Here is a 15,767-nt window from a genome sequence, read left to right on the forward strand (position 1 = left end):
AAGCCCCATGAAAAACTTCGCTCTCATCGGTGCCGCAGGCTATATCGCCCCTCGGCATATGCGCGCCATTAAAGATACCGGCAACCGCCTAATCTCTGCCTACGATATCAATGACTCGGTAGGCATCATCGACAGCATTTCGCCGCAAAGCGAATTCTTCACCGAGTTCGAATTCTTCCTTGATCACGCCCACGGCCTCAAGCGCGACCCAGCGACCGCCTTGGATTACGTGTCGATCTGTTCGCCCAACTACCTGCACCACCCGCACATTGCCGCCGGCCTGCGCCTGGGCTGTGACGTGATCTGCGAAAAACCGCTCGTACCGACACCGCAGCAACTGGACCAATTGGTCCTGATCGAGCAGGAAACCGGCAAGCGCCTGTTCAACATCCTGCAACTGCGCCATCACCAGGCAATCATTTCCTTGAAGGACAAGGTTGCCCGCGAGAACAACCCGCACAAGTACGAAGTCGACCTGACCTACATTACCTCCCGCGGCAAGTGGTATCTGCAAAGTTGGAAAGGGGACCCGCGCAAGTCGTTCGGCGTAGCCACCAACATCGGCGTGCACTTCTACGACATGCTGCATTTCATCTTCGGCAAGCTGCAGCGTAACGTTGTGCACTTCACTTCCGAACACAAGGCGGCTGGTTACCTGGAGTACGAGAAAGCACGCGTACGCTGGTTCCTGTCGGTCGACGCCAATGACCTGCCGGAATCGGTGAAGGGCAAGAAGCCGACTTACCGTTCGATTACCGTCAACGGCGAGGAAATGGAGTTCTCCGAAGGCTTCACTGACCTGCACACCACCAGCTACGAGGAAGTCCTGGCTGGTCGTGGCTATGGCATCGAGGATGCTCGCCATTGCGTGGAGACTGTCAATACCATTCGCAGTGCGGCCATCGTCGTGGCAGCGGACAACGAAGCGCATCCGTTCGTCCAAGCTCTTTCTCGCTGACAGGGCGAGGCAGCACGGGTGGCCTTGCGCCACCTGTTTTCATACTTCCCAAGCAGGATCTCGAACCAGCGTGTCGAACGATAATTTCAACAAGCCAAACGAAGCGGGTGCGATGCGCCACGCGCGCAGCATTCGTTTCGATATTCAGGGCTTGCGTGCAATCGCAGTTCTGGCGGTCATGCTTTATCACGCCAATAGTGGCTGGCTGAAAGCCGGCTATGTTGGCGTCGATATTTTTTTTGTTATCTCTGGCTTCATCATAACGGCATTGTTGACCGAGCGAAGCGATAAGATCGATCTCGTTTCATTCTATGCCAGCCGTATCAAACGTATTCTGCCGGCGTATTTCGTCATGCTGGTGGTGGTATGTGCAGTATCCGCGATTTTGTTTCTGCCTAATGACTTCGCATTCTTTCTCGCCAGCCTGAAATCCTCGGCGCTGTTTACCAGCAACCAGTACTTCGCTGACTTCGGTAGCTATTTCGCGCCGCGGGCCGATGAGCTGCCGCTTCTGCATACCTGGTCCTTGGCCATCGAGATGCAGTTCTACCTGTTCTTCCCAGTACTGGTCATTTGCTTGCCAAAGCAATGGCGTCTCATGGCATTTGCCTTGCTAGCCGTCAGCCTGTTTGCCTGGAGCGGCTACCGTGTACTGGGTGAATCGCAAGAAGGGTTGTACTTTGCCCTGTCGGCACGGATTCCCGAGTTCATGGTCGGTGCCATCGTTGCCTTGCTGATGCGCCAGCGCGAGCTATCCATGTTACTTGCAAGCGTATTCGGTGGGCTGGGCGCAACCCTGCTGGCTTGGGCAGTGCTGGCTATCGATAAGCAACACTTCCCAGGCTTCTGGTCCAGCCTGCCTTGTGTCGGGGCAGGGCTGCTCATCGCCGCCCGGCGTGGTCCGGTCAGCGCGTTGCTGGCCACTCGGCCGATGGTCTGGCTCGGCGGCATTTCCTATTCGTTATATCTGTGGCACTGGCCGGTGCTGGCGTTCATTCGCTATTACACAGGGCAGTACGAGCTGACGGACGCTTGGTTACCGGTTTTCGTGGTCAGCTCTGTACTGCTGGCATGGCTTTCCTATCGCTTGGTCGAAACACCCGCCAGAAACGCTTCCGGTATGATGCGCCAGGTGCCCAAGTGGGCTGTAGGCGGTGCTGTGGTCGTGCTGGTGGTGTGGGGGGGGCAACGTGTGAACGCCTCGCTGGTCGCTCCGTTGCCTGTGGAGCTCACCCGTTATGCTGCTCCAGAACTGATTTGCCATGGCACCCAGGTGGGCGCGTGCAAGCGAGGCAAGGCAGATGCCGAAGTGTCCGTCCTGGTAATTGGCGATAGTCATGCTGCCCAGTTGAACTACTTCTTCGACCGGGTGGGAGAAGAGAAGGGCGTCGCTTACCGTGTGCTCACCGCCAGCAGTTGCGTGCCTATTCCCGGCTTCGACTTTGAACGCCTGCCAGCCTGGGCGCAAAAACCTTGCCGCGCGCAGATTGAGGCCGTCGTCCGTGAGTTGCCTAAGGTGGAGCGGGTGATCATCGCAGGCATGTGGCAGTACCAGATGCAGAGCCAAGCATTCGCCAAGGCGTTTGCTGAGTTTCTCGTCGATGCTGCAGGAGCCCATAAACACATCGTGGTGCTTGCCCAGATACCAATGTTTGAAACAGATGTACAGCGAGCAAGGCGCTTTACCGAGATTGGCCTGCCGGCACCATTGACATTCAATAGCGAGTGGCAGGTTGCCAACCAGCAAGTTCAGGCCATTGTCGACCGTACGCCTGGCGTGCGCTTCCTGGACTTTTCCAACAGCAGCTTCTTTGCCGCTGCGCCTTATCAGCAAGGCTTGCTCATCTACCGTGACAGCCACCACCTCAACGAGGTAGGTGCAAGTCGTTATGGGCACTATGCTGCCGAGCAATTGCAACGTGCTTTCGATCAACCTCAGTCCAATGTGAGTCTGAAGCAATGAATTACTATCAGCACCCAAGCGCGATTGTCGATGAGGGCGCACAGATCGGTGAAAACTCCCGTGTCTGGCACTTTGTCCATGTTTGCGGGGGGGCCCGGATCGGTGCCGGCGTTTCGCTCGGCCAGAATGTGTTTGTAGGCAACAAGGTTGTGATCGGCGACCGCTGCAAGGTCCAGAACAATGTATCAGTCTACGATAATGTCACGCTGGAAGAGGGCGTGTTCTGTGGCCCCAGCATGGTCTTCACCAATGTCTATAACCCTCGTTCGCTGATCGAGCGCAAGGACCAGTACCTCGATACGCTGGTAAAGAAGGGCGCGACGCTTGGCGCCAATTGCACCATCGTTTGCGGCGTTACCATTGGTGAATATGCCTTCGTCGGTGCTGGCGCGGTCATCAACAAGGATGTACCGGCCTATGCATTGATGGTGGGCGTACCCGCACGGCAGATTGGCTGGATGAGCGAATTTGGCGAGCAACTGCAGTTGAACGAGCAGGGCGAGGCCTTCTGCTCGCATACGGGGGCGCGTTATGTGCTGAACGGAAAATTTTTGAACAAGATGGATGCCTGAGCATGATTGAATTCATTGACCTGAAGAGCCAGCAAGCACGTATCAAGGACAAGATAGATGCCGGCATCCAGCGTGTCTTGAGCCACGGCCAGTACATTCTTGGCCCGGAAGTACAGGAACTGGAGGAGCGCCTCGCCGCCTTCGCCGGCACCAAGTTCTGCATCAGTTGCGCCAACGGCACCGATGCTCTGCAGATCGTACAGATGGCCCTGGGCATTGGCCCAGGCGACGAGGTGATCACTCCGGGCTTCACCTACATTGCTACTGCCGAAACAGTCGCTCTGCTGGGGGCCAAGCCTGTATATGTGGACATCGACCCACGTACCTACAACCTTGATCCGCAGTTGCTCGAAGCGGCGATTACGCCGCGTACGAAGGCGATTATTCCAGTATCACTATACGGGCAATGCGCTGACTTTGATGCGATCAACGCTATTGCTGCCAAATACGGCATTCCTGTGATCGAGGACGCGGCGCAGAGCTTTGGCGCTTCGTACAAAGGCAAGCGCTCGTGCAACCTTACAACAGTTTCCTGCACCAGCTTCTTTCCTAGCAAGCCGTTGGGTTGCTATGGCGATGGTGGCGCGATCTTTACCAATGATGAAGCGTTGGCCACCGTTATTCGCCAGATTGCCCGGCATGGTCAGGACCGCCGTTATCATCACATCCGGGTTGGGGTGAATAGCCGGCTGGATACCCTGCAAGCAGCTATTCTACTGCCCAAGCTTGAAATCTTCGAAGAGGAGATTGCGCTGCGTCAGCAAGTGGCTAAATGGTATGACGTTGCGTTGAGTACGGCAGGATTAAACAGCATTCCATACATCGCTGAGCAGAATGTGAGTGCTTACGCTCAATACACGGTTCGCGTGCAAGATCGCGACATTGTTCAGGAAAAATTGAAAGCAGCAGGTATTCCAAGTGTAGTTCACTATCCAATCCCGCTCAACAAACAACCCGCAGTAGCTGATTCTTCGGTATCCCTGCCGGTTGGTGATGAAGTCGCGACGCAAGTGATGAGCCTGCCTATGCATCCTTATTTGGATGAGACGTCTGTAATGAAAATTGCCGCGGCTATCGCGGGATAATATTATGTATTTATCAGCTCGTCTCGATAGGTCGGTATTGTTGAATGCTTTGCTGTTTTTCGCCTATTTCCTGACTTTAGTATGGGTGAACAATAGCTATGTTTATATACTTCATGAGTACATGGGGGCGGCAGCAAAGCATATCGATTTCGGGCTGATAGTTTACCTGGCGGTTCTGGCTTCGATTTGTGCGTTGCTGTGTGGGGGGCGCGTGGAAAGGCCTGGAGATCTTATTGTCTGTCTACTTTTTCTCGTGGTAGTACCCCATGCTCTTGTTCTAAATGCCGCAAACAACTTTTCACCCGATACGAAGCCATGGGAAGGGGTGTCACTGGGTGTAATGTTTGGGGTGGTGATAATCGCTTTAGCGAATAAAATTAGATTTTACGAAAGTCAAAGTAGGCAAAGTGATGCACTGAGTCGAAAATGTTTGGCGATTCTAGCGTTTGCCAATATTTTGGTGCTTTTTTTATTTTTTTTAAAAGCGCAAGTTATTTTTCTTTTAGTTTTCCTGATCAGTACGTACGAAGAGCCTTGGCGCGCGATGTATTCCAAGCTGGCTCGGGGGGTGGCTATCTCGCATCCATAGGCACGCAGGCATTTTTCCCTGTGCTTTTTGCTTGGGGTGTCTACCGGAAATCGCATATATATATACTACTAGGTTTGGCAAATGCCTTTGTGTTGTGGGGGGCGTTTGGCCAGAAATATCCTTTTATGGTACTACTGCTTATCTATTTTCTGATGCAGTACTTTAGGCGCTACGGAAATGTAAAAATTTCTTGGTTGTTATCTGGTGCAGTCGTTTTTTTGTTGGCGGGGGCGCTTGAGTTTGAGCTGTTTGGCTATTCATATCTTAATGACTATTTCGTGCGTCGTGCTTTCATCGTCCCCTCAACGTTGTTAGGGGCTGTGGATAATTTTGTTTTATTGTTTGGTTATAATTTCTATAGTGATACCTTGCTTAGTTCTATAATGGGTGTGGCGAAGTCGGAACCATTGACTTTTCGAATTGGCCAAGAAATTTTCGATAATCCGAACTTGAATGCCAACGTAAATTTTTTCGCTATCGCTTATTTGCAGGCTAAGTATGTCGGGGTCGCCGTTGAGTCCCTGTTCGTGAGTGGGGTTGTGCTGTTGTTGAATTTGTTGTACATGCGCTATGTCGCCTTCCTCACTATCCCTGTTGCGCTTCTCTTTGCGACAAAAATCCTGGAACAGTCACTTTTGACTGTGTTGATGGGTTCTGGTGTTTTCTTGATGCTAGGGTTCATTGTACTTGTCTCCGTGCCCTTTACCTTCGGGGGAAGTAAATTCAATGAGCGCTAGTTTCTTGGGGCGTATCGCTCGTGTCTTAATGGGCACTATCGGAGCTCAGCTCATCACAATGGGGGTCATGCTCCTTCTTGTTCGCCTGTACACCCCGGCCGATCTCGGTGAATTTAGTGTCTGGCTATCATTTGCGACAATAGCCGCAGTTGCTATTACAGGTCGTTATGAAATGGCGATTTTTAATTGCAATGGAGCGCATGATATTCAGGCTATACTCAAACTTATCTTCATTATTGGAGTATTGACCTCATTGGGGATCGTCGGTGCCGCGATGTTGTGGGATGGCGTTTTCTATAACTTGCCACCTGTGATTTCTATGTTCTGGGTGTCGCTTGTTGCTGTGATTTTTGGCATAGGGATGAATAAGGTCGTATTGTCGTTGCTGACCTATCAGCAAGCATTCAATAAGCTTGGCATATCTCGAATCAGTCTTGCGGCGTGTATTGCGGTCGCGCAAGTTATTGCTGCCTACTTTTCTCAGGGCGTTTCGGGTCTAATTCACGGCCAAGTAATCGGAGTTATTACAGCGACGGGCCTTTCGTTGCTCTGGATTAACAGTACTTGGCTAAGGGGGAGTATTAGCTCGAGTTGGTTGTCTGTGAAGGAGATGGCATGTCGGCATAAGAACTTTCCAAAATTCTCGCTTACTGCTGATCTTTTGAACACAGCAGCGAGTCAGCTTCCGGTTATATTTATTGCTGCTCGGTTTGGAAGCGAGGCCGCGGGTTGGTTTGCGTTGACTTTAAAAATGATGGGCGCGCCTATTTCCTTATTGGCAGCTTCGGTGCTTGATGTTTTCAAAGAACAGGCAGCACGTGATTTTAGAGTGCAAGGGAATTGTTATCGAATATTCTTGAAGACGTTCTTCGTGTTAGCATCACTCGCTATAGTTCCGTTTGGAATTTTTGCACTAGTGGGCGAATGGGTTTTTGGTTTGCTCTTTGGTCAGGAGTGGGTAGAGTCAGGGCGTTACGCGGTACTACTGATTCCTCTATTTTTCATGAGGTTTGTCGTAAGTCCGCTAAGTTATACAATTTATATTGCGCAAAAGCAGAAGCTGGACTTGTTATGGCAGATATGTCTGCTTTTGTTCACTTGGCTATGCTTCACGTTCTCCCAGGAAATTGATTCGGCTCTGTGGTCCTATTCAATCGGATATGCGGTGATGTATATGATATATTTTTGGATATCCTATCGTGCGGCGAAAGGAGAATCGCAATGATCGTCGTTGTTGATTACGGTGTCGGTAATATTGCTTCTGTACTCAATATGCTCAAAAAAGTTGGCGCCAAAGCCAAAGCATCAAATTTGCCGAGTGATTTGGAAAAAGCGGATAAACTAATCCTTCCTGGTGTGGGGGCGTTCGATGCCGGAATGCGCTGTCTACGTGAAAGTGGTTTGATCGATGTACTGAATGAACAAGCGTTAACCGTTCGCAAACCTGTCATGGGCATCTGCTTGGGCTCGCAAATGCTGGGATGCGGTTCCGAGGAAGGTCAGGAGAAAGGTTTGGGTTGGATTGATATGGATATCGTGCGCTTCGAAAAGCGAGAAGGGCGCAAGGTTCCACACATGGGTTGGAATGAGGTTCAGCCCAGAGCCGATCATCCCATTTTGAATGGGCTGAACGAGCAGAGTCGATTCTATTTTGTCCATAGCTATTACATGCAGCCCAAGGTCGAAAGCGATACTTTATTGATTGCTAACTATGGCCAGGAGTTTACCGCTGGAGTAATGAGGGAAAATATATTCGGGTTTCAATTTCATCCCGAAAAGAGCCACAAGTTTGGTATGCAGCTATTCAAAAATTTTGTAGGTCTCGAGCAATGATTAGGAAACGTGTTATTCCTTGTTTGCTTTTGCAGGATCGTGGGTTGGTTAAGACGGTAAAATTCAAGGATCCGAAATATGTTGGAGATCCTATTAATGCAATTAGGATCTTCAACGAAAAAGAGGTTGATGAATTAGTTCTTCTGGATATAAGCGCTACGAAGGCGAAGCGTGATCCGGACTTTGAGCTTGTGGCGGAGATCGCGAGTGAGTGCTTTATGCCAATTTGTTATGGTGGAGGTATCACCAAGCTAGAGCACGCACAAAAGCTTTTTGCCTTGGGTGTTGAAAAAGTTGCTATAAATTCGGCTTCAGCAGATGGTCTGTCTCTGATCAGCAGCATTGCAGCGCAATATGGTTCGCAGAGCGTAGTAGGTTCAATCGACTGCAAAAAGGGACTTTTGGGTGGGTATTCAGTGTGCACTCACAACGGATCTCGGGATATCAAGAAGTCTCCCGTGGAATGGGCGAAAGCTTTAGAGCAGGCTGGGGTAGGAGAGATATTCCTGAATTCCATTGACCGCGACGGAACGCAAAAGGGTTACGATCTCTCGCTGATTTCAAATGTGGTTAATAGTGTACATGTACCTGTCGTGGCCTGCGGTGGTGCCGGGTCTACAGATGATTTGCTTGCTGTATTCAACAATTGCGAAGTTTCTGCTGTATCGGCAGGTAGTCTTTTTGTATTTCACGGAAAACACAGGGCAGTCTTGATTAGCTATCCAGATATTAACAAGGACAGTAAGTGAAATATATTTTGTTAGTATTGGTTTTTTAGTGGCGCTTTTGGTGCGTAGCGTTTGAGAAGATTCTTGAAGCATCATATTATCGGGTCACTTTCGATTAAGCGATCTCCGTGATTAATGAATTCTATTGAGGTGTGCAGTGACTCAGGTATGCTCCCGGTGTGTAATGGATACGTCAGACTCCCAGATCGTCTTTGATGATCATGGCGTTTGCAATCACTGTCGTAAGTTTGATGAGGTTCAGAGTCAGCAGCTATTTTCCGACGGTTCGGGCGCTCAACGGCTTGAGAATATCGTTGCGCAGATAAAAAAAGACGGTGCCGGTAAAGAGTATGATTGTATTATTGGCTTGAGTGGTGGTGTTGATAGCTCCTATTTGGCTCTTAAAGTCAAAGACTATGGCTTGCGTCCGCTTGTAGTACATGTCGATGCTGGATGGAATAGCGAGCTCGCGGTTAGTAATATCGAAAAGATAATAAAATATTGCGGTTATGATTTGCATACCCATGTTATGAACTGGGAAGAGGTTCGGGATCTGCAGTTAGCGTACATGCGTGCAGCTGTCGCGAATCAGGATGTACCTCAAGATCATGCCTTCTTTTCAAGTATGTATCATTTTGCAGTTAAGAATAATATTAAATATATTCTTAGCGGCGGAAATCTGGCGACCGAGGCGGTTTTCCCAGAAACATGGCACGGTAGCGCTATGGATGCTATTAATTTGCGCGCAATACATAAAACTTATGGAGAGCGCGCGTTGAATGATTACAAGACCATTAGCTTTTTTGAATATTATTTTTGGTATCCCTTCGTGAAGGGAATGCGGACTGTTCGTCCGTTGAATTATATGAATTATAATAAGGCCGAGGCGGAAGTTTATTTGCGAGATACAATAGGATATCGCTCCTACGCTCGTAAACATGGCGAATCTATTTTTACTAAGCTCTTCCAAAATTATTATCTACCAACCAGGTTTGGCTACGATAAACGAAAAATTCATTACTCCAGTATGATTTTATCAGGTCAATTGACTCGTGAAACTGCTCTGATAAAGCTTGCTGAGCCACTCTACGACCCTGAGGAGTTAGAAGCCGATATCGAATACTTCTGCAAGAAGATCAGGATCTCGCGGTCTCAATTCGACGAGCTGATGAATGTGCCAATACACGACTACTCCGACTTCAAAAACTGGGATGGTTTGCAACGTTTTGCCAAACGTGCGCAAGGATTGCTCCAGAGGCTGATGGGTAGAAAGCTTCGAATCTATTCCTGAGAGCCATTTGCATAGGTTTATATGATGAAAGTAGTTCACTTGACGTCGGTGCATTCTCGATACGATATTCGAATTTTTCAAAAAGAATGTCGTACGCTTGCAAGTGCTGGTTATGATGTCACGTTGATCGTTGCAGATGGTAAAGGTGATGAGCAGGTAAACGGGATCCAGATATTGGATGTCGGTAAGCCTAAAGGCAGGTTGCAACGGATATTCAAAATTACGGGTGATGTTTTTACTACAGCACTGTCGCTTGATGCGGATATATATCAGTTTCATGACCCAGAGTTGCTTCCAGTGGGTGTGAAATTAAAAAAGGCAGGGAAGGTTGTCGTTTTTGATTCTCATGAGGATGTTCCTAAGCAACTTTTAAGTAAGCCTTATTTGCACCCGTTTCTTATGAGGTGTATATCTGTTGCTTTTTTTGTGTATGAGCGCTTTGCGTGTCGTAATTTGGATTTTATCTTTGCGGCGACGCCTTTTATTCGCGATAAATTTTTACGTATCAATTCGGCTAGTATCGATATAAATAACTTCCCAATGATTGGCGAGTTGGACGCAGCTGTTTCTTGGGAAGAGAAGAAAAAAGAAGTATGTTATGTGGGTGGTATCGCAAATATTCGTGGTATCTCACAAGTCGTTGATGCCTTCAGCCACGTTTCAGAGGGCGTGCGTCTCAATCTGGTCGGGCGCTTCAGCGAGTCTCATGTCGAACAACGGGTGCAGGAACTCGAAGGTTGGGCTTCCGTTAATCAGCTAGGCCAGCTCGAGCGATCGCATGTAAGAGATGTTCTGTCTCGATCTTTGGCTGGTCTGGTAACCTTTCATCCGTTACCCAATCACATTGATGCCCAGCCTAATAAAATGTTCGAGTATATGTCTGCGGGGATACCTGTAATTGCGTCGGACTTTCCTCTATGGCGTCAGATAATAGATGGCAGTAATTGCGGCATATTGGTTGATCCAATGGATCCGCGCTCAATTGCGCATGCCATTGATGCTTTGGCCAAAGACCCAGAGCGCGCACGTCTTCTTGGTGAGAATGGTCGGAAAGCAGTAAGCGTACAGTACAATTGGGATATCGAGTCAAAAAAACTTTTGGCTTGTTATGAACAACTTTCGAAAAAGGTAAAAAAATGAAGATCTTAACAGTTTTGGGTGCTCGTCCTCAGTTTATTAAGGCGAGTGTTGTGTCCCACTTCATTTCCACTTTGCCAGCGGTCCAGGAGGTCGTTGTTCATACAGGACAGCATTTCGATTCGAATATGTCCGATGTTTTCTTCGATGAGTTAGGCATGAAAACGCCAGCTTATCAGTTGGATATCCACGGTGGCGGCCATGGCGACATGACCGGCAGGATGTTGATTGAAGTAGAGAAGGTTCTATTGCAAGAGCGCCCTGACGTAGTATTGGTATATGGCGATACTAACTCCACGTTGGCTGGTGCATTAGCTGCGGTCAAATTGCATATACCGGTTGCCCATGTTGAAGCAGGACTGCGCTCTTTTAACATGGCGATGCCTGAGGAAGTAAATCGGATTCTGACCGACAGGGTTTCACGTTGGATGTTTACTCCAACTGCAACCGCTGCGAAGCATCTGAAAGAAGAGGGCGTGGGGGCCGCCAGTATCATTCCCGTCGGAGACGTCATGTACGACGTCGCAAAATTCCATGGCGGGCGTGTTGACTCCAGCGGGCGCGTAATGGCCAAGCTTGGCCTCAAGGAAGCTGACTTTGTACTTGCAACAGTTCATCGCGCTGAGAACACCGATGACCCTTCACGACTTACCGCGATTGTCGAGGCCTTCCGCGACTTATCTACCGATTTGCCGATCGTATGGCCCGTGCATCCGCGGACGAGAGCGGTTCTGCAGAAGCGCGGGCAACTGGATGATATGCCAGAGAACCTGCACCTTATTGATCCAGTCGGTTATCTGGATATGGTACAGCTTGAGAAGCACGCCGCGCTCATCGCCACTGATTCGGGGGGCGTGCAGAAAGAGGCATTCTTTTACGGCGTTCCATGTGTCACGTTACGAGATGAAACCGAGTGGGTTGAATTGGTCGAAGCTGGATGGAATCGATTGGTTTCGCCGAAGTCTTCGCAAGAAGTGGCGACAGCCGTTCGTCAAGCCTTGGGTAGCAAAGGTGAGACAGTGCAGCCATATGGTCAAGGCAACGCGGCCGAGCTGATCATATGCCGCCTTGTCGAGGACCTCGCTGAATGAAGAACGTCTGGATCCTCAACCACTACGCGCAGGAGCCAGGAGGGGCTGGCGGTACTCGTCATTACCAGTTGGCGAAAAATTTGCCTGCGCATGGTTGGAAGGCTTCGATTGTCGCGGCCAGTGTAGAGCACCAGTCTGGTCGGCAACGTCTTGCGGTTTCGGAGTCCGCCAGGCTTGATCAATATGACGGCGTTCCCTTCCTGTGGTTGAAAACATCGGAGTATGAGGGGAATGGTACTGCGCGTATGCGTAATATGCTGGAGTACACCTGGCAGGTTGTTAAGCCCGGTAAGCTTACTGCATTGAAGAAGCCCGACGTCATCATTGGCTCGAGTGTTCATCCGTTTGCGGCAGCCGCTGGGGCGGTGCTTGCGTGGCGATATAGAGTGCCTTTCGTTTTCGAAGTGCGGGATCTGTGGCCGGAAACGCTGATCGATATGGGGCGGTTGGAACGCAACAGCATGATCGCTCGGACGCTTCGTGTTTTGGAGAAGTGGCTTTATAAGCGCGCGAAGCGGATTGTTGTGCTGCTGCCCAAGGCGCATGAATACATAGTGCCTATGGGCATTGATGCGCAGAGGATCGCCTGGATTCCGAACGGCGTCGATCTCCAGGATTTTCCTCGTCCAGAGGATAAGGTGGCCGGAGATGAGTTCACGCTTATGTATTTCGGGGCTCATGGTCCAGCCAATGGATTGGATAATGTTCTACGTGCGCAACATATCATCGAAGAAAATCCCGAAATGTCGCATGTCCAGCTACGGATTATTGGCAATGGCCCGTGCAAGGCCGAATTGATTGCCTTGGCTGGAGAGCTGGGCCTCAAACGCGTCAGTTTTGAAGACCCTGTTCCCAAGCGCGAGATACCGGCGTTGGCCGCGCAGGCGGACGCGTTTGTTTTCAACCTGATTAACGCTCCAGTGTTCAAATACGGAATCAGTTCAAACAAATTGTTTGACTTCATGGCTGGCCAGCGTCCGGTTCTGTTCTGCTGTGATGCGGGCAACAACCCCATCGAAGATTCTGGTTCCGGATTTACGGTCGAGCCAGGCAACCCCAAGGCGCTAGCCGACGCGGTCGCCAGGTTGTCGAGCCTGACGAGCGCCGAGCGAGCGGCCATGGGGAATGCGGGAAGGCACTACGTAGAAGTCGAGCATGGTTTCGACAAGCTTGCAGGAAGTTTGGCGCGTTGTTTGAATGAAGCTTGTGAGACCAGCAGATGAAGAGAGTCGTTGATTTTGCCGGAGCCCTTATGGGCTTGATCATTTTGTCACCGGTTATAGTAGTCGTGGCAATATTGATAAAGCACAAGCTGGGAGGGCCCGTGTTATTCCGGCAGGTTCGCCCCGGACGTGAGGGTAAGCCTTTTGAGATGATCAAATTCCGCACCATGCGTGATGCTTACGACCACAATAATGTTCCGCTGCCCGATGCACAGCGTATGACCCCGTTCGGTAGTTTCCTACGTTCCAGCAGTCTGGACGAATTGCCGGAGCTGTGGAACGTACTTAAAGGCGACATGAGCCTCGTAGGACCTAGACCGCTGTTGATGGAGTATCTTCCGCTCTATAACGAGCGACAATACCTTCGGCATAGGGTAAGGCCAGGCGTTACCGGTTGGGCACAGATCAATGGGCGAAACGCTTTAAGCTGGCCGGAGAAGTTCGAACTGGATGTCTGGTATGTGGAAAATCGTTCTTTTTGGCTAGATCTGCAAATCATCGCGTTGACGGTTAAGAAAGTTATGAAGAAGGATGGTATTAGCGCTAGTGGAGAGGCCACTATGTCAAAGTTCACGGGCAATAAGTAATGAAAAAACTTGCAATCCTTGGTGCAAGTGGGCATGGGAAAGTGGTCGCCGATACCGCTGAATATTGCGGGTGGGAAGATATTACTTTCTTCGATGATGCATGGCCTTCCGTCACTAGTATTGGCGTTTGGGCTGTGATTGGTACTTGCAACCAGTTACTTGAGCGGGTCCGTGAGTTTGACGGGATAATCGTAGCTATTGGTAATAATGCTGTTCGCCAGACCAAGCAGGCTGCGCTCACTCAGCGTGGCGCTATGTTACTGACGCTGATCCATCCTTCCGCTTATGTCAGCTGCCACGCGACGGTAGGGGCGGGTACCGTGATATTTGCTGGAGCTGTTCTCAATGCCGGTGCCAGAGTGGGGCTGGGTGGGATTCTGAATACAGGGTGTAGTGTCGATCACGACTGCGTTCTAGGTGATTTCGTTCATATCAGCCCTGGTGCCAGGCTCGCCGGTGGGGTCGTGGCAGGAGATCGCAGCTGGGTAGGCATAGGCGCGTGCGTAAAGCAAATGCTGACCATCGGTGCCGCCGGGGTAGTGGGGGCCGGGGCTGCTGTCGTGGCAGATGTGGCAGAAGGTATTACAGTGGTTGGCGTTCCGGCGCGGGTTCTAAAATAATTCCACCAATTTTGGCCATGCGACGGTAGACTTTGTAGCCATATGCATTCTCGCCAGTTTGATGAATCAGGATTAGTTCAATGTTGAATACCCCCTTTTCTCCATGGCCATCTTTCTCTGAAGAAGAGGCAAACTGTGCTCGCGATATCATTCTGTCCAACAAGGTAAATTATTGGACCGGGGAGGAGTGCCGCCAATTTGAGCGAGAGTTTGCCGATTGGGCCGAGACTGATTATGCGGTCGCAGTGGCCAATGGTACGGTAGCGCTCGACTTGGCCCTACAGGCGCTGGGTATTGGCGCTGGTGATGAAGTAATTGTGACTTCCCGAACCTTTTTGGCCTCTGTTTCCAGCATCGTTAACGTCGGTGCCATACCTGTGTTCGCGGATGTAAATGCGGATTCGCAGAATATTGATGCGTCAACCATCAAGGCAGTCCTGTCTCCTCGTACCAAAGCCATCATCTGCGTTCACCTTGCCGGATGGCCTTGTGATATGGACCCCATCATGGCCTTGGCGACTGAGCACAGGATCCGAGTAATTGAGGACTGTGCACAGGCGCATGGTGCCCGATACAAAGGCAGGGCGATCGGGTCGATAGGCCATATTGGTGCTTGGTCGTTCTGTCAGGACAAGATCATGACTACTGCCGGTGAAGGTGGCATGGTTACGACGAATGATCGTGAACTTTGGGCCAGGATGTGGTCGTTCAAGGATCATGGAAAGAGCTGGGAAGCTGTGTACGAGCGACAGCATGCCCCAGGATTCCGTTGGCTGCACGAGAGCTTTGGCACCAACTGGAGAATGCTGGAGGTACAAGGCGGAATTGGCAGGATTCAGCTGAAACGGATGCCGCAATGGCACCAGTCGCGGGTGGCTAACGCTCGCCGTATCTGGGATTGCGCCAAGGCTTTGCATGGCTTGCGTGTTCCCGAGACTCCCAGTGACAGCGTGCATGCAGCGTATAAGTGTTATGTCTTCGTAGAGCCGGATCAACTCGCAGAAGGTTGGGATCGGGACCGGATTCTTAACGAGATCAGCGCTCGCGGCGTCCCTTGCTTTTCGGGCTCATGTTCAGAGGTCTATCTGGAGAAGGCTTTCGACAATACGCCCTGGCGACCCGAAGAGAGCTTGCCAGTGGCAGCGCGACTTGGAGAAACAAGCCTGATGTTCCTGGTTCATCCTACGCTGACGGACGCCGAAATAGCCAAGACTTGCGAAGTCTTGGCAATGGTCATGCGCGACGCCGCTGGAAAATGAAATCCTGGGTGGTATCTAGCGCATGGAAACATTTGATACCGCCCAAGTTCAATTTGTCTGTCTTTTGTCAGGAGGGACGAATACGTGGAGTAGG

16 protein-coding genes are annotated in these 15,767 nt (G+C 50.4%); all 16 read left to right on the forward strand.

Translation table 11 applies throughout. The annotated features are described in order from the left end of the window. Positions 1-7: 7 nt before the first annotated feature. The 16 genes from wbpB (at position 8) to LOY67_RS08240 (ending at position 15,673) form a co-directional block, all read left to right on the forward strand. Positions 8-958, forward strand: coding sequence for a UDP-N-acetyl-2-amino-2-deoxy-D-glucuronate oxidase (wbpB, locus tag LOY67_RS08165; protein WP_265066715.1), 951 nt, complete (start codon positions 8-10; stop codon positions 956-958). Between the two features lie 112 nt (positions 959-1,070). Further along, positions 1,071-2,921 carry an acyltransferase family protein gene (locus tag LOY67_RS08170; protein WP_265067721.1) on the forward strand — a complete coding sequence of 617 codons (1,851 nt, stop codon included), beginning with the start codon at positions 1,071-1,073 and terminating at the stop codon, positions 2,919-2,921. Beyond that, positions 2,918-3,493: a UDP-2-acetamido-3-amino-2,3-dideoxy-D-glucuronate N-acetyltransferase gene (gene wbpD / locus LOY67_RS08175; RefSeq protein WP_047701581.1), complete on the forward strand. Its 576-nt coding sequence runs from the start codon at positions 2,918-2,920 to the stop codon at positions 3,491-3,493. Before LOY67_RS08170 ends, wbpD begins: the two co-directional genes overlap by 4 nt. Before the next feature lie 2 nt (positions 3,494-3,495). Next, a complete protein-coding gene (locus LOY67_RS08180; protein ID WP_265066716.1) occupies positions 3,496-4,578 on the forward strand; it encodes a DegT/DnrJ/EryC1/StrS family aminotransferase in 1,083 nt (360 codons plus the stop codon). A gap of 4 nt (positions 4,579-4,582) precedes the next feature. Continuing rightward, entirely contained in the window at positions 4,583-5,167 is a 585-nt protein-coding gene (locus LOY67_RS08185) for a hypothetical protein (RefSeq protein WP_265066717.1), read from the forward strand. Further along, on the forward strand, positions 5,113-5,904 hold the full coding sequence (locus tag LOY67_RS08190; protein WP_265066718.1) for a hypothetical protein: 792 nt from the start codon (positions 5,113-5,115) through the stop codon (positions 5,902-5,904). The genes LOY67_RS08185 and LOY67_RS08190 overlap by 55 nt, the downstream gene beginning before the upstream one ends. After that, positions 5,894-7,129, forward strand: coding sequence for an oligosaccharide flippase family protein (locus LOY67_RS08195; protein WP_265066719.1), 1,236 nt, complete (start codon positions 5,894-5,896; stop codon positions 7,127-7,129). The genes LOY67_RS08190 and LOY67_RS08195 overlap by 11 nt, the downstream gene beginning before the upstream one ends. Further along, positions 7,126-7,737 (forward strand): imidazole glycerol phosphate synthase subunit HisH, encoded by a 612-nt coding sequence (hisH, locus tag LOY67_RS08200; protein WP_265066720.1) that lies wholly within the window; start codon positions 7,126-7,128, stop codon positions 7,735-7,737. The genes LOY67_RS08195 and hisH overlap by 4 nt, the downstream gene beginning before the upstream one ends. Next, entirely contained in the window at positions 7,734-8,486 is a 753-nt protein-coding gene (locus LOY67_RS08205; protein ID WP_047701577.1) for an AglZ/HisF2 family acetamidino modification protein, read from the forward strand. Before hisH ends, LOY67_RS08205 begins: the two co-directional genes overlap by 4 nt. 136 nt (positions 8,487-8,622) lie before the next feature. Further along, positions 8,623-9,756, forward strand: coding sequence for an N-acetyl sugar amidotransferase (locus LOY67_RS08210; protein ID WP_265066721.1), 1,134 nt, complete (start codon positions 8,623-8,625; stop codon positions 9,754-9,756). A gap of 24 nt (positions 9,757-9,780) precedes the next feature. Continuing rightward, the gene (locus LOY67_RS08215; RefSeq protein ID WP_320110007.1) at positions 9,781-10,896 is read left to right on the forward strand and encodes a glycosyltransferase family 4 protein; all 1,116 of its coding nucleotides are present in this window, start codon (positions 9,781-9,783) and stop codon (positions 10,894-10,896) included. Next, positions 10,893-11,984, forward strand: a complete 1,092-nt coding sequence (wecB, locus tag LOY67_RS08220; protein WP_047701575.1) for a non-hydrolyzing UDP-N-acetylglucosamine 2-epimerase — start codon at positions 10,893-10,895, stop codon at positions 11,982-11,984. Before LOY67_RS08215 ends, wecB begins: the two co-directional genes overlap by 4 nt. After that, the gene (locus tag LOY67_RS08225; RefSeq protein WP_265066723.1) at positions 11,981-13,207 is read left to right on the forward strand and encodes a glycosyltransferase family 4 protein; all 1,227 of its coding nucleotides are present in this window, start codon (positions 11,981-11,983) and stop codon (positions 13,205-13,207) included. The genes wecB and LOY67_RS08225 overlap by 4 nt, the downstream gene beginning before the upstream one ends. Continuing rightward, positions 13,204-13,794 carry a sugar transferase gene (locus tag LOY67_RS08230; RefSeq protein ID WP_144927138.1) on the forward strand — a complete coding sequence of 197 codons (591 nt, stop codon included), beginning with the start codon at positions 13,204-13,206 and terminating at the stop codon, positions 13,792-13,794. The genes LOY67_RS08225 and LOY67_RS08230 overlap by 4 nt, the downstream gene beginning before the upstream one ends. Next, positions 13,794-14,414 (forward strand): acetyltransferase, encoded by a 621-nt coding sequence (locus LOY67_RS08235; RefSeq protein WP_265066724.1) that lies wholly within the window; start codon positions 13,794-13,796, stop codon positions 14,412-14,414. The genes LOY67_RS08230 and LOY67_RS08235 overlap by 1 nt, the downstream gene beginning before the upstream one ends. 80 nt (positions 14,415-14,494) lie before the next feature. Further along, positions 14,495-15,673, forward strand: coding sequence for a DegT/DnrJ/EryC1/StrS family aminotransferase (locus tag LOY67_RS08240; protein ID WP_265066725.1), 1,179 nt, complete (start codon positions 14,495-14,497; stop codon positions 15,671-15,673). The last annotated feature ends 94 nt before the right edge of the window (positions 15,674-15,767 follow it).

Origin of the sequence: Pseudomonas sp. B21-056, from assembly GCF_026016325.1 — a bacterium.
Taxonomy (GTDB): Bacteria; Pseudomonadota; Gammaproteobacteria; order Pseudomonadales; family Pseudomonadaceae; genus Aquipseudomonas.